At 70.9% G+C, this 19,464-nt stretch carries 18 protein-coding genes; 6 read left to right on the top strand and 12 right to left on the bottom strand.

Going from position 1 to position 19,464, the window contains the following annotated elements:
• Positions 1 to 33: 33 nt before the first annotated feature.
• The 3 genes from FH610_RS38680 to FH610_RS38670 are packed head-to-tail and all read right to left on the bottom strand — an operon-like array spanning position 34 to position 5,418.
• Positions 34 to 3,360: an AfsR/SARP family transcriptional regulator gene (locus FH610_RS38680; RefSeq protein ID WP_139580200.1), complete on the bottom strand. Its 3,327-nt coding sequence runs from the start codon at positions 3,358 to 3,360 to the stop codon at positions 34 to 36.
• A gap of 58 nt (positions 3,361 to 3,418) precedes the next feature.
• Complete coding sequence (locus FH610_RS38675; RefSeq protein WP_139580199.1) at positions 3,419 to 4,018, bottom strand: hypothetical protein; 600 nt, start codon at positions 4,016 to 4,018, stop codon at positions 3,419 to 3,421.
• On the bottom strand, positions 4,015 to 5,418 hold the full coding sequence (locus FH610_RS38670; protein ID WP_139580198.1) for a selenium-binding protein SBP56-related protein: 1,404 nt from the start codon (positions 5,416 to 5,418) through the stop codon (positions 4,015 to 4,017). The genes FH610_RS38675 and FH610_RS38670 overlap by 4 nt, the downstream gene beginning before the upstream one ends.
• 111 nt (positions 5,419 to 5,529) lie before the next feature.
• On the opposite strand from FH610_RS38670, the gene leuE reads away from it, so the two are divergent.
• Entirely contained in the window at positions 5,530 to 6,225 is a 696-nt protein-coding gene (leuE, locus tag FH610_RS38665) for a leucine efflux protein LeuE (RefSeq protein ID WP_139580197.1), read from the top strand.
• Positions 6,226 to 6,247: 22 nt separating this feature from the next.
• Here the strand turns inward: leuE and FH610_RS38660 are convergent, their stop codons facing one another.
• The gene (locus FH610_RS38660) at positions 6,248 to 7,039 is read right to left on the bottom strand and encodes an LLM class F420-dependent oxidoreductase (RefSeq protein ID WP_240809447.1); all 792 of its coding nucleotides are present in this window, start codon (positions 7,037 to 7,039) and stop codon (positions 6,248 to 6,250) included.
• Positions 7,040 to 7,378: 339 nt separating this feature from the next.
• Between FH610_RS38660 and FH610_RS38655 the strand changes: the two genes are divergently transcribed.
• Positions 7,379 to 8,020 (top strand): VC0807 family protein, encoded by a 642-nt coding sequence (locus FH610_RS38655; RefSeq protein WP_139580195.1) that lies wholly within the window; start codon positions 7,379 to 7,381, stop codon positions 8,018 to 8,020.
• On the opposite strand, the gene FH610_RS38650 is transcribed toward FH610_RS38655, so the two are convergent.
• Entirely contained in the window at positions 8,017 to 8,478 is a 462-nt protein-coding gene (locus FH610_RS38650; RefSeq protein ID WP_161628191.1) for a nuclear transport factor 2 family protein, read from the bottom strand. The two genes, FH610_RS38655 and FH610_RS38650, sit on opposite strands and share 4 nt — an antisense overlap.
• A 44-nt stretch (positions 8,479 to 8,522) precedes the next feature.
• Between FH610_RS38650 and FH610_RS38645 the strand changes: the two genes are divergently transcribed.
• From FH610_RS38645 to FH610_RS38630, 4 genes are all read left to right on the top strand, one after another.
• The gene (locus FH610_RS38645; RefSeq protein WP_139580193.1) at positions 8,523 to 9,248 is read left to right on the top strand and encodes an SDR family oxidoreductase; all 726 of its coding nucleotides are present in this window, start codon (positions 8,523 to 8,525) and stop codon (positions 9,246 to 9,248) included.
• 77 nt (positions 9,249 to 9,325) lie between these two features.
• A complete protein-coding gene (locus FH610_RS38640) occupies positions 9,326 to 10,198 on the top strand; it encodes a phosphotriesterase family protein (protein ID WP_139580192.1) in 873 nt (290 codons plus the stop codon).
• A gap of 31 nt (positions 10,199 to 10,229) precedes the next feature.
• On the top strand, positions 10,230 to 10,934 hold the full coding sequence (locus FH610_RS38635; RefSeq protein WP_205826366.1) for a GNAT family N-acetyltransferase: 705 nt from the start codon (positions 10,230 to 10,232) through the stop codon (positions 10,932 to 10,934).
• 19 nt (positions 10,935 to 10,953) lie between these two features.
• On the top strand, positions 10,954 to 11,136 hold the full coding sequence (locus FH610_RS38630; RefSeq protein WP_139580191.1) for a hypothetical protein: 183 nt from the start codon (positions 10,954 to 10,956) through the stop codon (positions 11,134 to 11,136).
• Between the two features lie 8 nt (positions 11,137 to 11,144).
• Here the strand turns inward: FH610_RS38630 and FH610_RS38625 are convergent, their stop codons facing one another.
• From FH610_RS38625 to FH610_RS38590, 7 genes are all read right to left on the bottom strand, one after another.
• A complete protein-coding gene (locus FH610_RS38625) occupies positions 11,145 to 11,945 on the bottom strand; it encodes an SDR family oxidoreductase (protein WP_139580190.1) in 801 nt (266 codons plus the stop codon).
• Between the two features lie 324 nt (positions 11,946 to 12,269).
• Positions 12,270 to 13,664 (bottom strand): NAD(P)/FAD-dependent oxidoreductase, encoded by a 1,395-nt coding sequence (locus tag FH610_RS38615; RefSeq protein ID WP_139580189.1) that lies wholly within the window; start codon positions 13,662 to 13,664, stop codon positions 12,270 to 12,272.
• Positions 13,665 to 13,678: 14 nt separating this feature from the next.
• Positions 13,679 to 14,470: an ABC transporter permease gene (locus FH610_RS38610; RefSeq protein WP_139580188.1), complete on the bottom strand. Its 792-nt coding sequence runs from the start codon at positions 14,468 to 14,470 to the stop codon at positions 13,679 to 13,681.
• Positions 14,467 to 15,330 (bottom strand): ABC transporter permease, encoded by an 864-nt coding sequence (locus tag FH610_RS38605; RefSeq protein WP_139580187.1) that lies wholly within the window; start codon positions 15,328 to 15,330, stop codon positions 14,467 to 14,469. The genes FH610_RS38610 and FH610_RS38605 overlap by 4 nt, the downstream gene beginning before the upstream one ends.
• Entirely contained in the window at positions 15,327 to 16,586 is a 1,260-nt protein-coding gene (locus FH610_RS38600; RefSeq protein WP_205826365.1) for a polyamine ABC transporter substrate-binding protein, read from the bottom strand. The genes FH610_RS38605 and FH610_RS38600 overlap by 4 nt, the downstream gene beginning before the upstream one ends.
• Positions 16,587 to 16,683: 97 nt before the next feature.
• Positions 16,684 to 17,832 (bottom strand): ABC transporter ATP-binding protein, encoded by a 1,149-nt coding sequence (locus tag FH610_RS38595; protein ID WP_139580186.1) that lies wholly within the window; start codon positions 17,830 to 17,832, stop codon positions 16,684 to 16,686.
• A gap of 51 nt (positions 17,833 to 17,883) precedes the next feature.
• On the bottom strand, positions 17,884 to 19,317 hold the full coding sequence (locus tag FH610_RS38590; RefSeq protein ID WP_139580185.1) for a gamma-aminobutyraldehyde dehydrogenase: 1,434 nt from the start codon (positions 19,315 to 19,317) through the stop codon (positions 17,884 to 17,886).
• Between the last annotated feature and the right edge of the window lie 147 nt (positions 19,318 to 19,464).

Genomic DNA, 19,464 nt, shown 5'->3' with positions numbered 1-19,464 from the left:
CGGCGCAGCGCGGGTCACGATCAGCGCGCCGTCCTACCCGCTGCTTCCGGTGGCGGGCAGGCCGAGGTCCTCGCGCGGCGACGTGCGGCCGCGCTCGTAGGCGGCGAGGAAGCCGGGGCCCGCCGCCTCGCGCGCCGACTCCAGCATCTCGGCGGCCTCGGCGTCCGCCCGCCAGCCCGCATGAGCGGCGTCGGCCGCGCCGAAGAGCGCCGCGGAACGCTTCGCGTCGCCCCCGGCCAGGGCGATCATGGCCAGCCCGGCCAGCACGGTCGCGAGGACGGGCGGGTCGGGGGTGGCGCCGAGGGTGCGCAGCGCCTCGTGGTGACGCGCGAGCGCGCCGCCGAAGTCGCCCTTGGCCAGCAGCGCCCTGCCGTACTCGGCGTACGCCGACGCGAGTTGCTGCGGGACGGCGGGGTGGGCCTCCAGCACGGCCAGGACCTCCTCGTACGCCGCCACCGCACCGTCGAGGTCGCCCCTGCTCCGCGCCACCTTCGCCTCGCCCATGCTCACCTGCACGAGCGCGTACGGCGAGACGCCGGCGGACACGTGGGAACGGGCCGCCGCCACGTCCGCCGCCGCGCCCTCGGCGTCGCCCGCCTGAAGGCGCAGCTCGGCCAGGCGGGTCAGCGTGGAGATCGTGTCGTCCGGGCTGACCCATCCGGCGGTCAGCCCGGCGATCTCGTCGATCAGGTCCGCCGTCGGCGCACCCCGGCGGGCGCGGAGTGCGGCCAGCGTGAGCAGGGCCTCGCTGAGCCCCCAGCGCTCTCCCAGCGCCCGGAACCTGCGCACCGCCTCCTCGACGTCCTGTTCGCTGTCGCCCGGCAGGCCGAGCGACCCGCCCCTGATCATCAGCGCCGAGCCGGCCAGCCAGGGATCGTCGGAGCCGGCGTACGCGTCGAGCATCCCGGCCGCCTCCTCCCTGCGTCCGGCCATCGCCGTCACGATCGTCCGCAGGATCGGCAGCATCGGATGCACCGGGCCCTCGCACAGGGCCGTCTCGACGAGGTCGCCGAGTTCCCGGCGGATCTCCTCCAGCCGGTCGGGTTCCATCCAGATCGTGCCGAGCCGGGTGACCGTGACCGCGAACCGGCATCCGGTGTAGGCGCGCACCAGCCCGGCGGGCGGGCCCTCGGGGACGAGGTCGAGGACCTGCCCGGCCCAGACGGCCGCCTGGCCGCGATGCCCGCGCAGCCACCAATACCAGCTCAGCGTGCCGCACAGCCGCAGCGCGGTCTCCGTCTCCCGGGAGTCGACGGCCCAGCGCAGGGCGGCGTTCAGGTTGTCCTGCTCGGCGGTCAGCCTGGCCATCCACTCCAGCTGCCCGGCTCCGCGCAGGCACGGCTCGGCCTCCTCGGCGAGCCGCAGGAAGTGCGCCGCGTGTCGGCGCCGGTAGCGGTCGAGCTCACCGTTGTCCGTCAGTCGCCGCAGCGCGAACGCGCGGATCGTCTCCAGCATCCGGAACCGGCCGTCGCCCGGCGTCTCCAGCAGGGACTTGTCGACCAGGGACGGCAGCACCGCCACCACGTCGAGGCCGTCGCCCCCGCAGACCAGCTCCGCGTCGTCCAGCGTGGCACCGCCGGCGAACACCGCGAGCCGCTCCGCCAGCGTCCTCTCCTCGGGCGCGAGCAGGTCCCAGCTCCACTCGACCACCGCGGTCAGCGTCCGGTGCCGCGGCAGGGCCGTACGGCTTCCGCCGGTCAGCAGGCGGAACCGGTCGTCGAGGCGGGCCGCGAGCCGCTCGGGACCGAGCGCCCTGATCCGCGCCGCGGCGAGTTCGATGGCGAGCGGCATCCCGTCGAGGCGGCGGCAGATCGTGACGACGTGCGGGGTCGTGTGCTCGTCGAGGACGAAGCCGGGGCTCACCGCACGGGCGCGGTCCACCAGGAGGCGTACGGCGGGGTACTCGCCCGCCTCGCGAGGGGTGTCGCCGGTGACGCCCTCCGGGGGCAGGCCGAGGGGCGGGATCGGGGCGAGCGTCTCCCCCGGCACGCCGAGCGGCTCGCGGCTGGTCGCCAGCACGCGCACTCCCGGGCAGCGGCGCAGCACCAGCTCGGCCAGGCCCGCCGCGGCGTCGATCACGTGCTCGCAGTTGTCGAGGACGAGCAGCAACTCGCGCCCGGCGAGGGAGGCGACCAGGCGCTCGTCCGGATCCGGCGGGTCCTGCCGCCAGTCCCCGCCCACCCGCGGCTCGGCGTCGGCGCCGAGCGCTTCGAGCACGCAGCGCACGACGTCCGCGGGGTCCGTCAGGGGGGCCAGCTCGGCGAGCCACGCGCCCTCGCCGTTCCCGCTCTCCCCGGCGACGCCCTCGGGGGCGACGCCGTTGCCGGCGGCGCGCAGGGCGGTCTCGACCGCCAGGCGCGTCTTGCCCGCCCCGCCCGGCCCGACGACCGTGACCAGCCGGGATTCGCGCAGCAGGGCCGCGAGGTGCGTGACCTCCTCCTCACGGCCCACGAACGTCGTCGGCGGCGCCCACACCCTGCCCGCACGCCGGCCTGTGCCGCCGGCAGGGCCGCCGGCAGTGCCACTGGCAGCGCCGGGGGTGGTGGGAGTGGCGGCCGTGGTGGGAGTGGCGGCGGTGCGGGTCGGCCGCTCATGCGCCGCCGGGGTCTCCTGTCCGCGCAGCACGTCGAGATGGGCGGCCCGCAGCTCCGGGCCCGGATCGACGCCGAGTTCGTCCGCGAGCGCCCCGCGGACCCGCTCGTACAGGGCCAGCGCCGCCGCCTGCCTGCCCGAGCGGGCGAGCGCGCGCATCGCCAGGGCGGACAGCCGCTCGCGCAGCGGATGGGCGGCCACCTCGGCCGACAGGTCCACCTCACGTCCGAGCGCGAGGTACGCGGCGGCGCGGGCCTCGGTCACGGCCAGCCGCCGCTCCTCCAGCCTGGCGGCCGCGGCCGCCAGGTAGGGCACCGCGCGCAGGTCGGCCAGGGCGGGCCCGCGCCACGACGCCAGCGCCTCGTCCAGTTCCGCGCACGCGTCATGCAGCTCCGCATCGGGAACCTCGGCGTCCGCCATCCGGTCCGGCAGCGTGCCCGTCGCGTACGGCAGGGTCAGTGCGGTGAACACGTGGGCGTCGACCTGCGCGGGCTCGACGTCGAGCACGTACCCGCCGTCGCGCCACACCACCGCGCCGGGCCGCCCGAGCGCCGCGCGCAGGCGTTTCACCAGCGTCTGCAGCGCGTTCGCGGCGTTGGCCGGCGGGTCGTCCTCCCACAGCGCGTCCACGAGCCGGTCGGCCGGAACGAGGCGGCCGGGCCGCAGGGCCAGCACGGCCAGCAGCGCGCGCACGCGCGCGCCCGCGACGGCGACCGGAGCCCCGCCGTCGTCGAGAACCTCGAGCGCGCCGAGGAGACGAACCCGCACGCCGGTCAATCCTGCCAGGCACCCGGAGGCCCGCGGCGCCCGCCCGTCCCGCCAGCCCTCAGATGGCGCCCACGAGGGTGACGACGCCCGCTCCCACCAGGGCGAACGCCCACATCCTGTCGAGGTTGAACCAGGCCCGGCGCAGGACGGCGACGCCGAGGAACTCGTACACCACGACGGCGACGACGGTGGCCGTCAGGAACATCGCGAGCGTGTGCACACCGGCGACGAGCATGCCGCCCGACAGGGCGTGCCCGTGGTGACTCGCCGGCATGCGGGTCAGCACGGGCAGCAGCATCAGTCCCGCGCCGTGCACCGAAGACATCAGGAACGACCAGGCGGCCAGTTGCGGCAGCGACAGCCGCATGCCCACCCAGCGGAAGTGCCGCCGCGCGAGCAGGTGCCACAGGCCGAACCCGACGAGCACGACGCCCGCCCCGATCGACAGGGCCGTGGCCGTCACGATCGACCCGGTCGCCGACACGGCGAGCACCACGAGGGCCACCGACGCGAGGTGGCCCAGCGCGATGACCGGCAGCGACTGCAGCAGCAGGTCGCGGCTGCGCTCCTGCAACCCACGGGCGACGGCGAACAGCCAGCCCATCGCGGGGTTGATCCCGTGAAAGGCGCCGAGCAGGATGACCGCGGTCAGCGTCACGGGTAGCAGTAGGAGTCGGAGGACGCGTCGCCGCCCTGCAGCCTGACCTGGTGCGCGCGCAGCCCGCGGAAGTCGTCGCCGTGCGGGAAGAACCGCTCGTCCAGTGTGAACGACCCGGTGTCGATCTTCGCCATCCAGGCGCCCACGCCGTCGGGATAGAACTGGTCGTCCCAGGCGCCGTACAGCGAGTTGGTGACGTAGACCCGGCGGCCGTCGCGGCTCACCTCGACCATCTGCGGGCCGCCCGAGAGCCGCTCGTCCGGCGCCGCGGGGTGGGCGGCCCTGTCGACGATGCCGCCGAGGCGGACCGAGCCGATCTCGACCGGCTTGAACGGGTCGGACACGTCGAACTGCTTGAGCTCGCCGGTGCCCCAGCACGACACGTACAGGCGCTGGTCGTCCACCGACAGGTCGATGTCGGTGACCAGCGGCGGCACCGCGCCGAACGGCTTGAGCACGTCGGGCAGGTCGTCGGGCGAGGCGGGCTCGGCCGGGATGGTGATCACCTTCTGCGCCGCCCAGCGGGAGCCGTCCCCGTGCCTGACATCTCTGTGCCACAGCCACACGGAGGCCGACAGGTCCTCGACGCTGACGACGACCCCGGCGAAGCCGTACGTCTTGGTCGGGTCGTGGGCGGGGCGCAACTCCAGCGTCATCTGGTGCTGGTCGCCGAGGTCCACCTCCTGGACGTGCCGGCGCTTGCGCAGGTCCCAGAAGTGCAGCTTGTGGCCGTACTTGCGGCCGAGCAGCAGCTCACCGACGACACCGTCCTCGATCATGGAGGGCGTGCCCCACTCGGAGGTGATCATCACGTCGTGGTTGATGTGCCACCAGAAGTCGTACGCCAGGTACTGCGGGCCGCGGTCCACCTCCCACCGGCCGAGTACGTCGAACGAGTTGTGGTCGAGGATCGCGATGCCGCCGGGCCCGTCGTCGCCGTAGCCGCCGAGCGCGCTGACGTACAGCCCCTCCGGGCCGCAGTGCACGGTGTGCGGGCGGGAGTAGCCGGCCCGCTTGCCCAGCTCCTCGGCCTCGACGACCTTCACGAGCTCCGGGCTGACCCGGTCCTTGGTGTCGTAGACGTAGATCCGCGACGACCGCAGGCCGGGGACGATCAGGTAGCGCCGCTCGACGTGCGGGTGCGGCGCGTACGGGCACAGCGCGCTGCTGCAGGCGTTCCAGCCGAAGTGGTGCAGCTCGTCCCCCGTGTACGGCAGGTCGGTCCAGCCGACCACGGTCCCGTACGACGGGGAGCCGGGGTCGGTGTCGAGCACGGCGAGCGCGTCGGGCCGCTGGGCCGACCGGTCGAAGGCGGCCACGTAGGCCAGCTTCTCCGGCGGCGCCTCGGCGGCGTCCCTGGGCGAGGGATAGAAAGTGGGGTCAGGCTTCCACAACGTCATGCTCCCCAGCATTCTCCCGAGTTCCCTACCAAGTCAATAGGAATCTACCGGCTGTGACCGACGCCTGGATAGGGCTATAACAGGACATGCGGTTTCGTGACGGGAGCGGGCATGTTCTTCGGCATCACCAACATCTGGACCTACATCGCGGGATCGTTCCTGATCATCCTGCTGCCCGGGCCGAACTCGTTGTTCGTGCTGTCCACCGCCGCCCAGCGCGGCGTACGGCAGGGCTATCGGGCGGCGGCCGGGGTCTTCGCCGGCGACTCGGTCCTCATGTTCCTGTCGGCCGCGGGGGTCGCGTCGCTGCTGAAGTCCACGCCCGTCCTGTTCTCGATCGTGAAGTACTCGGGCGCGATCTATCTGGCGTGGATCGGCTTCGGCATGCTGCGCGGCGCCTGGCGCTCCCTGCGGGCGTCCCGGGGCGCGGCTCCGGCCCAGGTCGCCGAGGCGACACAGGAGCAGGGTGCGGAGGCGACACAGGAGGCCGTCCCGGCGCCGGTGGGCAACCCGTTCCGCAAGGCGTTCACGATCAGCCTGCTCAACCCCAAGGCCATCTTGTTCTTCGTGGCGTTCTTCGTGCAGTTCGTGGACCCGTCGTACGGCGCGCCTGCGCTGTCGTTCCTGATCCTGGCGCTGATCGTGCAGGTCTTCAGTGTGACCTACCTGACCACGCTCATCTTCGGCGGCACGTTCCTCGCGGCTCACTTCCGGCGCCGCCGCAAGCTGGCCGCCGGGCTCACCACGGGGGTCGGCGCGCTCTTCCTCGGCTTCGGCGCCAAGCTGGCCACCGCGACACTGAGCTGACGCCCCTCCCCGCCGGCCGTGCTCATTCGCCGCGCAGGTCGGCGAGGGCGTTCTCGAAGGCGTCCATCGCCCGCTGGATCCGGTCGTATCCGGCCGACGGCAGCCAGGCCATGACCCGGGCGACCCCGGCCTTCTCGCACTGCTCAAGCGCGCCGGGGTCGGCCGGCGCGGACAGCATCACGACCCCGATGTCCCTGCCCTCCTCCTCGGCCCGCCGGAACAGCTCGGGGACGCGCTCCAGGATCCCTGGGCCGTAGTTGGGCAGCCACGCGTCCCCATAGGCGAGCACGCGGTCGAAGACGCGGGGCCCGACACCGCCGACCAGGATCGGCGGGTAGGGCTTCTGCGCCGGCTTGGGCCACGACCAGACCGGGTCGAAGGACGCGAAGTCGCCGTGGAACTCGGCCTCGTCACGGGTCCAGATCTCCTGCATCGCCCGCACCCGTTCCCGCATGACGGCGAAGCGGCGGGCCGGGTCGACGCCGTGGTGGCGCAGCTCCTCGCGGTTCCATCCGGCGCCGACGCCGAACTCGAACCGCCCGCCGGTCAGGTTGTCCACGCTCGCCACCGTCTTCGCCAGGCCGAGGGGCTCATGCTCCGGCACGAGGCAGATGCCCGTGCCCACACGCAGCCGGGTCGTCGCCGCGCCCGCGGCCATCGAGGCGACGAACGGGTCATAGGTGTGCCAGTAGCGCCGGGGCAGTTCGCCGCCCCATTCGTCCTTCGGCGTCTGACCGCCGGGCGGCACCGGGATGTGCGTGTGCTCGGTGAACAGCAGGGCCGTGTGGCCGCGCTGCTCGACGAGCCGGGCCAAGGCATCAGGACGAACCGCATCATCCGTTGCGAAGTAGCCGAAACCTGAGTCCATGCCGTCAACGTAACCCGCGTCCACCGCCTGCCGGGGAAAGCGCCCAGCGACCCCCGGTAAAGCGCTGATCAGGGGTTTTCCATCCACCAGGACGCCCGCGAGAGGTATGCCGTACCGTTATGAAGCGCGGGGGCGGTTCGCGCATTCGGCCCCCGCAGGCCTGACGGTCAGGTACGGTAAGCCACCGACGAGGCCGCCCAACCCGGGTGTTTCCATCCGCTATGTCCGGGTAGGCGCGTTGCCCAACTACAGCGTCGGTCCCCCCACCGGCCCGTTGGAGTCACCATGAACCACACACCCTTCGCATTGCCACGGCTCACCGCGCTGATCAAGCAGGCGGTGCCCCGGCTCCTCGAAGGCGTGGTGGCCCCCCTCGTGGTCTTCTACACGGCCCTCGCGGTGCTCGGCCTGCGCGGCGCGCTGATGGCCGCGGTGTCCTGGGTCTACCTGGGCGTCCTGTGGCGGATCATCCGGCGTCAGCCCGTGCCGGGGACGATGATCATGGCGACGATCGCGATCACCTTCCGCACCGTGATCGGCCTGTGGACCGGCAGTCCCGTGCTCTATTTCATCCAGCCGGAGCTCGGCACGATCTGCATCAGCATGGTGCTCCTGGCGTCGGTGCGGATGCGCCGCCCGCTGGTCCAGCGGCTCACACTCGACTACATCCACCTGCCGTCTTTCGTGCTGCGGCACGAGCGCGTCCGCACCTTCTTCGCCCGGATCACCCTGCTGTGGGCGTTCGTGCTCCTGGTCAACTCGGCCATGAGCATCTGGCTGCTGCTGCACGAGTCGATCGGCGACTACCTGATCATCCGCACCGCCGCCGTCGCCGCCGTCACCGGCCTGGCCTTCGTGGCGTCCATCTGGGCGTTCCGCCGGGTCCTGCGGCGGCTGCACACCGAGGCCCCGGCGATCACCCGTTAGCCCTCCAGCCTGTGCGTGCGCACCGCCTCGTCGCCGCGGCTGTGCCAGGCGTGGAACGCCAGCGCCGTGACCTTCCATCCCTCGGCCTGCCGTACGAGCCCGAGCCGGTAGACGCCCCACACCTCGAACATGCCGCCGCCCAGCGCGGCGTCGAGCAGGTTGTAGGAGTACCCCTTGGTGGTCACGTGCGCCTCGGCGCCGTCCACCGTCACGGCGAAGTTGCTCACGCTGTGGAAGCTCTGCTTGCGGGCGTGCAGGCCGGTGCGCCACCCGTCCACGAGGGCCTCGGCGCTCACCCGGGCGGGCTCCCCGCCGTTGAGGCTCGTGAAGTCGGCGTCCACCTCGTCGTCGAACAGCTCCAGGCACACCGGCCAGTTCTTGGCGTCCACGGTGTCGAAGACGGCCGTGACGACGTCCACGATCTCGGCCCGGTCCACCAGTGCGGCGATCTCATCCATGGGCACCATCCTGCCCTACGTGATCTGTGATAGGGACGGTTCCCATGGGTACCGCACTGGTCACGGGCGCCTCACGAGGTCTGGGCGCCGTCATCGCCGAACGGCTCGCCGCGGACGGCTGGCACGTCGCCGTCAACTACGCCAACGACACGGCCGGGGCCTCCGCCGTCGCCAACCGCATCACCGCCGCCGGCGGCTCGGCCCGCCTGGCCCGGTTCGACGTCACCGACGAGGAGTCCGTACGGGAGGGCGTGGCCGCGATCGGGCAGGTCGACGTGGTCGTCAACAACGCCACCGGACCCCAGCCGCTGATGCCGGTGGAGAAGCAGACCTGGGAGGACCATCTCGGCCAGCTCCGCTTCTTCGTCAAGGCCCCGCTGCTGATCCTTCAGGCCGTGCTGCCCGGCATGCGCGAGGCCGGTTCCGGCCGGATCGTCAACGTGGGAAGCGAGGTCGCCGACCTCGGCAACCCGGAGTTCGGGCACTACGTCGCCGCCAAGGCCGCGATGCACGGGCTCACCCGGTCGTGGGCCCGGGAGCTGGGCCCGTACGGGATCACGGTGAACACCGTCGAGCCGGGCTGGATCCCGGTGGAACGACACGCGGACGTCCCCCCGGAGGACTACACCGGCTACCTGCGCGACGTCCCGCTGGGGCACATGGGCGTGCCCGCGGACGTGGCCGAGACGGTGGCGTTCCTCGCCTCCCCCGGTGCCCGGTTCGTCACCGGCCAGCGGCTCGCCGTCAACGGCGGCAAGACGATGAGCTGACCCCGCCTACGCCGCTTAACGTAAAGAATCATGTGATTCACGAGCAGTTTCGGCAAAAAATCGGTTAATGTCCGTTCATGTCCGGCGCATATTTTCCCCGAATCCAGACCGTCACGGGCGCCGTCCCCGTCTCCGAGATCGACGGGCCGGTGCTGCCGTACGAGCACCTGCGCACCGACACCCGCTGGGGGATCGGCGTGGACTCCGATCCCCATCGGTGGCTGGACGAGGAGCGATACGTGCTGGCCGAGGTCAAGCACCTCGGCAGGGAACAGGCGCTGGGCCTCGTCGTGGAGCACAGCTGCATCGGGATGGCGCGCGACCCCGCGGCGCTCGCCCGGATCTCGATGGCCGCGCGGGTCCCGATCGTGGCCGCCACCGGGTTCGCCGCGCAGCCGTTCACGGGTGAGACCATCACCCGGTACGGCGTGGAGGACCTGACCTCCGACCTGCTGCACGAGATCGGCGCCGGACTCGACGGGACGGGCGCGCGGCCGGGCGTCATCGTCGCCGCCGCGTGGGACGAGACGCCCACGCCCGCCGAGGAACGGGCCGTCACCGCCGCCGCCCGCGCCTCGCTGCGCACCGACCTCCCGGTGGCGACCGGCGGCCTGGAACTGCTGGAACTCCTGCTCTCGCAGAACGTCCCCGCCCGGCGTCTCAGCGCCCGCGCCGGCGACCCGCTGGTCCAGCGCAAGATCGCCGAGACCGGAGCGTACGTGAGCGTGGACGACGCCGAGGACGTCCTCACCCTGCTCGACTCCGGGCACGCCGAGCGCGTCCTGCTCAGCAGCGGCGTACGGCTGCGGGAGCACCTGGCCGGCTACGGCGGGCAGGGCTACGGCCGGCTGTTCTCCGCCGTCCTCCCGGCCCTGCGGGAGGCCGGCGTGGACGGCGACACCCTGCGTCTCATCACCCACGAGAACCCGCTCCGCTGGCTCACCGCCTGACGCGTCCGCGGGGATGGCACGATGTACGGCTGTGGTGACGATCGCCGACTGCCGACGCGTCCAGACCGGCTGGTTCCTGCTCCAGGCCCGGGCCCTGGGCGGCGAGGTGTGGACGGACGGCCCGCTGACCTGGATCGACGGGCCGGACGGCCAGAACCTCATGTTCCCGAGGGAGATGACGACCGCGGCCGTCGTCCGCGGCGTCGAGCGGGCCCGTGACCGGGGACGGCCCATCGTGGGCGCCTGGCTCGATCCGGCCGTCGACCCGGCGCCGCTGGCGGAGGCGGGCTTCGAGCGCGGGTGGGCGCCCTGGTGGATGACGGCCGACCTGTCCCGGCCGATCGGCCACCCGGACCCCGGGGTCGAGCTGCAGGAGGACACCGCCGACTACCGGGAGACGGATCCCTCCTACCGCGAGCTGCTGGCGCTGACCCGGCTGCGGCCGGCCCGCGCCTGGTACGCCGCCGCCTACACCCGCTCGCGCCGGTTCGCGGGCCGGGCCTGGTCGTTCCTCGACGGCGACGTGGCCGGGATCTTCGACATGGAGGTCTGGCAGCCCTTCCGGCGGCGCGGGTTCGGCACCGGCCTGCTGCACGCGGTGTGCGAGGCCGCCCGCGCCGCCGGGGCGCGGCACGCCGTGCTGAACGCGACCCCCGAGGGCGAGCGGCTCTACAGCGCGTGCGGCTTCACCCGCGTCGGCGACGACATCACCTGGTGGCTCCACCTGAGCGACTGAAGAGCTCGGAGGAACAGCAATGACCGGACATGTCGTCTTCAAGCGGTTCGACGCCGCCGGCGCCCGGGAGCAGCGTGAGGTCGTGTCGCTGATCCACCGCGACGCCTACGCCGAGCGGATCGCCACTGGTGACCCGGCTGGCATGGTCTTCAAGCCGATCGAGCCGGCCCAGGCCCGATGGAGTGCGCTAGGTGACCCGTGATGGGCGCCTCAGGCGAATCCGCCATTGCTCATGAGCAGCTGACCGTTGACCCACTGCCCCTGTGGGGAACATAGAAAGCTCACAAGGTGCGCGGTGTCCTGCGGCGTGCCGAGCCGGCCCAGTGGTGTCTGCGCGAGGCATCTCGCCCGTACCTCATCCGACATCCACCCGGTGTCCACGGGCCCCGGGTTGACGACGTTGGCGCTGACGCCGAGATGGGCGAGTTCATGCGCAGCCGCCAGCGTGATCCGGTCCAGCGCGGCCTTGCTCGCGCCATAGGGCAGGTTGCCGACGGTGTGGTCGCTGGTCAGGGCGATGATCCGCCCTGACCCCTGCACGCCGCGGAACCGCCGCCCGTACTCGCGGATCAGCAGCCAGACGGCACGCGCGTTCACCGCGAAGTGCCGGTCGAAGCTCTCCACGGTCGTGTCGAGCAGGCCGGAGTCAACCGACTCGCAGTGACACATCACCAGCGCGGTGACGCCTCCGAGCAGACGCTCCGCCTCGTCGAAAATCCGCGCCGGCGTATGCGCATCGGCAAGGTCCGCCTCGATCGCTGCGAATGCCGCACCCTGCCCGGCGAGTGCGGTGCCCACCGCGTCTGCCGCGCCGGGCTCGGCGCCCCAGGCCATGCGCTCGTCGTACGGCGTCCAGTAGGTGAACGCGATGTCCCAGCCGGACGCGGCCAGCTCGCGGGCGATCGCCGCGCCGATGCCCGCGGTCCGGCCGACACCGGTCACCAGCGCGATCGGGCGGGATGCGGCGGCCGCGCCACGGCCAGGAGCGGCCGGCTTGGCTTCTGTGGTCATCTCCGGGCTCCTCAGTCGGCTGTGGCTTCTGTGCGGGTGGCTACCTGTGAGCGAAAGGCGCGGCGATTTCGCGTAGGGCCCGGGCGGCACCCCAGTTGTCGTCGCCGTGGGCGATGTTGCTCAGCAACTCCCGTAGGTGAAACAGCGGCATGCGGTCGCGCCAACCGTCGGCCAGAGGAGTGATCTCGGAGAGGCAAGTCCACATGCGACTGGTGGTGGACCGTGCTGGAGCGCCGCTATGGGGGATTGCTTCTACACGCCGACCTCCTCCGCGAACGCATCGACGGAGCGCCGGGGGTGTGAGGCACCGGGCCAACGGCGTCCCTAGGAGTCGAAGCCGACGCCGAAGGCGTCGAGGGTGCGCAGCCAGGCGTTGCGGCGGCCCTCGTGCTCGTCGGCCCGGGCGATGGCCCAGCGGGTGAGCTGGATGACGCCCGACCGCACCGGCTCCGGCGGGAAGGGCATCGGCTTCTGCCGCACCATGCGCAGGTCCGTACGCTCGGTCACCCGGCCCTGCAGCAGGTCGAGCATCACGTTGGCCCCGAACCGGGTGGCGCCCACGCCGAGGCCGGTGTATCCGGCGGCGTAGGCGAGGCGTGAGCCGTACGCGGTGCCGAAGAAGGCGCTGAACCGGCTGCAGGTGTCGATGACCCCGCCCCACTTGTGTGTGAAGCGCAGGCCGTGGAGCTGAGGGAACGTCTCGAAGAAGTGCGTGGCGAGCTTCTCGAAGGTGGCGTCGCGCTGGTCGTACTCCGGCTTGACCAGGCCGCCGTTGTGATAGACGGCGTCGTAGCCGCCCCACAGGATCCGGTTGTCGTCGGTCAGCCGGTAGTAGTGGAACTGGTTGGCCGAGTCGCCGATGCCCTGACGGCCCCGCCAGCCGACCTCCGCCAGCAGGTGGTCCGGCACCGGCTCGGTCATCAACACGTAGTCGTACACCGGCACGAGGAAGTGCCTGAGCCTGCGCAGCAGCGGAGGGAAGACGCCGGTGCCGAGCGCCACCCGCCCGGCCCTGACCCGCCCCTTCGGCGTCTCCAGTTCGAGCGCGACACCGTCGTCGTGCAGGGAGCGCACCGGCGTGTGCTCGAAGACGCGCACGCCGAGCCGCACACAGACGTCGCGCAGTCCCCACGCCAGCCGCGCCGGGTCGACCATGGCGACGCCCTGCCGGTCCCACACGCCCCCGAGGTAGGTCGGGGAGTCCACCTCGGCCCGCACCTGCTCGCGGTCGAGCCGCTCCAGCCGCAGGCCGAGCGAGGCCGCCCCGCTCACCTCCTCGTCGAGCCCGGCGAGCTGCCACTCCTCGGTGGCCACCCGCAGCTCGCCGGTCCGCTCGAAGGAGCAGTCGACGCCATACCGGGCGAGGGTCGCCTCGATCTCGTCGAGGTTCTCCCGGCCGAGCCGTTCCAGCGTCGCGATCTCCGCGGGCCAGCGGTCCTGCCCGTTGCCGAGCCCGTGGGTCAGGCTCGCGGCGCAGAACCCGCCGTTGCGGCCGGAGGCGGCCCACCCGACCGCGCGGCCCTCCAGGAGGACCACGTCGAGCGAGGGGTCGCGCTCCTTGGCCATCAGTGCGGTCCACAGGCCGGTGAAGCCGCCGCCGATCACCGCCAGGTCCGCCGTGACGTCACCCGTCAGCGGGGGCAGCGGCTCGGGCGCGATCGGCCGGTCCAGCCAGTAGGGCTTGCGCTCCGCGTCGGCGAGCGCCTTCGACGGAACCACGGATTCCACTTCCCTTACGCGTTGGCGCGGCGGCGGGCCACCAGGGCGTTGGCCACGGCGATCAGCACCCCGGCCGCGAAGATCAGCGTGCCCATGACGTTCACCTGCGGCGGGATGCCCACGCGGGTGGCGCCCCAGATCCACAGCGGGAACGTCACCGTGCCGCCGGAGTTGAAGTTGGTGATGACGAAGTCGTCGATCGACAGCGCGAAGGCCAGCATCGAGCCCGCCAGCACGCCAGGAAAGATCATCGGTAGCGTGATCAGGCGGAACGTCGTCCACGGGCTCGCGCCGAGGTCGCGGGCGGCCTCCTCGAGCGAGGAGTCGAGCGTCATCACCCGGGCCCGCACCGTCACGGCCACGAACGAGATCGAGAACATGACGTGCGAGATCACGATCGTCCAGAACCCGAGCGGCACGGCGAGCGTGACGAACAGCGACAGCAGCGACGCGCCCATCACGATCTCGGCGCAGGAGATCGCCGCGAACATCACCAGGTTCATCGCCCCGGCCCCGCGGAAGCGGTAGCGGCCGAGCGCCAGCCCGATCAGCGACCCGAGCACCCCGGCGACCAGCATCGTCAGCACGGCGATGAGCAGCGAGTTCACCAGCGCCCTGGTGAGGTCGTCGATCTCGAACAGCTTGCCGTACCACTTGAGCGTGAAGCCCTGCCAGGTCGTGTTGAACCGGCCGTGGGTGTCGTTGAAGCCGAACAGGATCATGACGGCGATCGGCAGCACGAGCCACGCGATCACGAGCCAGGTGTAGATCTGCAGGCCGCGGCCCCGCAGCAGGCCACCCCTCATCGGGCCGCCACCTCCAGCACGTCCTCGGTGCCGAGCGCCCTGGCGTACGCGAAGATGCCCACCAGCAGCAGGGCCATCAGCGTGAACGACAGCGCCGAGGCGGTCGGGTAGTCCTGGTTGATCAGGAACTGGTTCTGGATGACGTTGCCGATCATCGTGTTGCTGGTGCCGCCGAGCACGGACGCGTTGACGTAGTCGGACGTGGCCGGGACGAACGTCATCAGCACGCCGGCGAACACGCCCGGCAGCGACAGCGGCAGCACGACGCGCAGGAAGGTCTGCACCTTGCTGGCGTACAGGTCCTGCGCGGCCTCCAGGACGCGCGGGTCGATCCGCTCCAGCGCCACGTACATCGGCAGGATCATGAACGGCAGGAAGTTGTACGCCAGGCCGCCGATCACCGCCGCGCTCGTGGCGAGGATGTGGAAGTCCTGCGGCACCAGGCCCATCGACTTGAGCGGTCCGAGCAGCATGCCGTTGTCGGACAGGAAGAACTGCCAGGAGATGGTGCGCAGCACGAACGACACCAGGAAGGGCAGCAGCAGCAGGAACAGGTAGACCGACTTGCGGCTGCCGCCCTTGAAGGCGATCCAGTACGCCACGGGGAACCCGATGACGATCTGGATCAGCGTCGAGAACAGGCCGTACACCAGGGACCGGATGATCTGGTCGTGGTAGGTGCTGATCCCGTCGACGTAGCTGTGCCAGTTGAAGGTGAACGCATAGCCGTTGACCACGTCGCCCGACTGCAGCGACAGCGAAAGCATGACGACCGTCGGGATGACGAAGAAGATCGCCAACCAGAGCGTGCCGGGGAAGAGCAGCAGGTACGGCGTCAGCGAAGCCCTGAGCCTGCTCATGCCGTCGTGATCGCCTGGAAGATGGACTCGAACTTCTTCTGCTCCTGCGGCGTCTTGAAGTTCTTGTAGCTCCGGAGCTTGGCGTAGTCCTCGGCACTGGGGAACACCAGCGAGCTGGTCGACACCTGCTCCAGGAGCTTCTTGTCGGCGCCCGTGGCCTTGGCGGCGTCGGCGGCGATGACGTCCTTGGCGGCCGGGACCGGGGTGACGTAGTTGATGTACTCCGCGAGGTGCCCCGCCACGTTCACGTCGTAGAAGAAGTCCATCAGCATGATCGCGTCGACCGGGTTCGTCGCGGTCTTCGGGATCATCATGTTGTCCGTCCAGATGGTCGCGCCCTCCTGCGGGATCACGAACTTGAGGTCCGTGCCGTCGGAGACGTTCTTCTGGAAGACGTCGCCCGACCACGCCATCGTGAGCCAGATGTCGCCCTTGGCCAGCGGGTCGATGTACGCCTGGTCGTAGTACTTGCGCACGATGCCGGCGTCGCGCTGCTCCTGGAGCTTGGCCGCGGCCTTCTGCCAGTCCGCCTCGGTCGAGGTGTCCGGGTCGATGCCGAGCGCGAACAGGCCGAAGTTGGCGATCTCCTGGGAGTCGGACATCATGCCGACCTTGCCCTTGTACTTGGGGTTCCAGAGGTCGGCCATGCTGGTCGGCGGGGTGTCGACGTACTTGGGGTTGTAGGCGATGCCGGTCATGCCGGAGGCCCACGGGATGCTGTAGACGTTGCCGGGGTCGAACGACTCGTTCTTGTACCGCTCCCCCGCGTTGGCCGTGAAGTTCGGCAGCTTGGCGTGGTCGAGCGGAACGAGGTAGCCGAGCTGGACGAGCTGGGTGAAGTGCAGGCCGTTGGTGACGACCATCAGGTCGTAGTCGATCGACTGCCCGGCCGCGAGCTGCGGCTGGATCTTGGCGAACCAACTCGGGTTGTCCTGGATGACCTCCTTGTAGGTCACCGTGATCCCGGTCTGCTGGGTGAACTGCTTGAGCTCGGGCTGCTTGGGGTCCATGTAGAGCGGCCAGTTGGCGAAGTCCACGTGGCCGTTCTTGGTCTTGCCCGACCAGTACTTCTCCACCTCGGACTGGGCCTGGGCGGAGGAGGACGGCCTGGCCGCGCCCTTGCCCTGCACGCCGCAGGCCGCGAGGGCGAGCCCGGCGGCCGACAGGCCCGCGAGCCGGAAGGCGTCGCGCCTGCCGAGCCGGCGCTGGGTCATGCCGCGGAGGAGGGCGGGGTCCTGCCTGTATGGGTCGTTCATGGGGTTCGTGCTCCGGGTTCGCTGTACCGGGTTCGCTGTACCGGGATTCGGGGATTCGTCGCGGGGGTTCGACGGGGGAAGGAAGTCGACGCGGGATTTACCGCAGCGCGTAGGAGTGCCAGGGCTGCCAGGAGAGCCAGACCGTGTCACCTCGCTCGGCGGTGATCGTGCTGTCGTGTGCGTTCTGCTCGAAGACCGTGATCTCGGCGCCGTCGCCGAGCACCACGACGTAGCTGTTGTAAGTGCCGAGGTAGACGACCTCGGCGACCGTCCCCCGCACCACGCTGAGGTCGCCTTCCGGCTGATCCTTCGCGATCTTGATCTTCTCGGGCCGGACCGTGAGGTCGACCGTGGCGCCGGCCGCGAGCGCGCCGTCGGCGGGGATGAGGATCCGGTCGCTCGCGCCGAGCGCGAGCACGGCCGTGTCGCCGGTGACCTGCTGGACGGTCCCGCTCAGCAGGTTGGAGGTGCCGATGAAACCGGCCACGAACTTGCTGGCGGGCCGCTCGTAGATCTCGCGGGGGTCCGCGAGCTGCTCCACGAGGCCGTCGTGCATGACCGCGATGCGGTCGCTCATCGTCAGCGCCTCGCTCTGGTCGTGCGTCACGTAGACGAACGTGAGGCCGACCTCGCGCTGGATGCGCTTGAGCTCGATCTGCATGGCCTGGCGGAGCTTGAGGTCGAGCGCGCCGAGCGGCTCGTCGAGCAGGAGCGCGCGGGGCCGGTTGACCAGGGCGCGGGCGAGCGCGACGCGCTGCTGCTGGCCTCCCGACATCTCCTTCGGCCGGCGCTTCTCGCGGCCGACCAGGTCCACGACCTCCAGGATCTCGCCGACGCGGCGCTTGATCTCCGTGTCGGGGACCTTCTTGCGCTTGAGCCCGAACGCGACGTTGTCCCAGACGTTCATGTGCGGGAACAGCGCGTAGGACTGGAACACCATGTTGATGTCACGCTTGTTCGGCGGGACGTTCGTGACGTCCTCCCCGTGGAGCCTGACGACCCCCTGTGTGGGGTCCTCGAACCCGGCGATCATTCGCATGCTGGTGGTCTTGCCGCAGCCTGAGGGGCCGAGGAGGGAGAAGAACTCCCCCTCCGCGATAGCCAGGCTCACGCCCTTGACCGCCTGTACGACCTCGCCGTGCGAGACGTACTCCTTGACCACGTTGTCGAGTTCGATGGCGGGCACGTCTCCTGATACGGGGGCAGCCGCGACGGCTGCCCCCGGGCCCGCCTGGATCTCTGTCATTCCAGGCTTATCCCTCTTTTTCGATAGGTGTCCGGCCGCAGCCCGACGTACCTATTCGCCGATGTAGTGCATGACGTGCTTGACGCGGGTGTAGTCGTGCAGGCCGAAGACGGACAGGTCCTTGCCGTAGCCCGAGTGCTTGAAGCCGCCGTGCGGCATCTCGGACACGAACGGGATGTGGGTGTTGACCCAGACGATGCCGAAGTCGAGCCGCTTGGACATCCGCATCGCGCGGCCGTGGTCGGAGGTCCACACCGAGCCGGACAGGCCGTAGCGGACGCCGTTGGCCTTGGCCAGCGCGTCGGCCTCGTCGGTGAACGTCTGGACGGTCATGACGGGCCCGAAGATCTCGTCCTGGACCATCTCGTCGTCCTGCTTCAGCCCGTCCACGACGGTCGGTGCGAAGAAGAAGCCCTGGTCGCCGACGCGGGTGCCGCCGGTGAGGACCTTCGCGTGCTCGGGGACCCGCTGGAAGAAGCCCTCGACCCGGGCGAGCTGGTTGGCGTTGTTCAGCGGCCCGAAGTAGGCGTCCTCCACGTCGTGGCCGCCCAGCTTGGTGGCGGCGGCGGCCTCGGCCAGCGCCGCGGCGAACTCGTCGTGGATGCTCTCCTGCACGAGCACGCGGCAGGCGGCGGTGCAGTCCTGGCCGGCGTTGTAGAGGCCCGCCCCGGCGACCGCCTCGGCGACGGCCTTGATGTCCTTGACGTCCTCGAAGATCACGACCGGGGCCTTGCCGCCCAGCTCCAGGTGGACGCGCTTGAGGTCGTCGGCGGCGGTCCTGGCGACCGACATGCCCGCGCCGACCGAGCCGGTGATCGCGACCATGCTCGCGGCCGGGTGGCCGACGACCAGTGAGCCGGTCTCCCGGTCGCCGGTCACGACGTTGAAGACGCCGGCCGGCAGGACGTCACCGAGGATCTCGGCCAGCTTCAGCGTGGAGACCGGGGTGGTGTCGGACGGCTTGAGCACGATCGTGTTGCCGGCCGCGAGCGCGGGGGCGATCTTCCACACCGCCATCATCATCGGGTAGTTCCACGGCGTGACCTGGCCGATGACGCCGATCGGCTCGTGCCGGATCATCGAGGTGTGGTCGGCGAGGAACTCCCCGGCGGTGGGGCCCTCCAGGGTGCGGGCCGCACCGGCGAAGAACCGGAAGTGGTCGGCGGCGACCGGGGTCTCGTCCTCGGCCATGCGGGCGCGGGGCTTGCCGGTGTTACGGCACTCGGCCTCGTTGATCTCGTCGGCGCGGGCCTCGATCGCGTCGGCGACCTTCAGCAGCAGCGCCGCGCGCTCGCCCGGCGTCGTCTGGCCCCACGTCTCGAAGGCGGCCGCCGCGGCGGCGTACGCGGCGTCGACGTCCTCCTGACCCGACACCGGTGCCTGGGCGTAGACCTCCCCCGTCGTAGGGTCTACGACGTCGGAGAAACGGCCGCTGGCGGCGTCGACGAACTTCCCGTTCACGAAGTTCTGAAGACGGGTGGTCACCGTTGACCTCCTGGTGGTGGCTGAGTTGTCGCGACTCTGGCAGAGGAAAGAGCCTACGACAAGGGATTTCGTCGCTAAGATACCAAATTGCTACGGAATCGCTTGAAGCGAGCGATGGAGCTGACAACATGTCAGACCACAAGCGCA

Origin of the sequence: Microbispora catharanthi (genome assembly GCF_006334915.2) — a bacterium.
In the GTDB taxonomy this organism is placed as follows: domain Bacteria; phylum Actinomycetota; class Actinomycetes; order Streptosporangiales; family Streptosporangiaceae; genus Microbispora; species Microbispora catharanthi.
The sequence above is the reverse complement of the archived record's forward strand: the minus strand, read 5'-3'. Positions and strand labels throughout refer to the sequence as shown.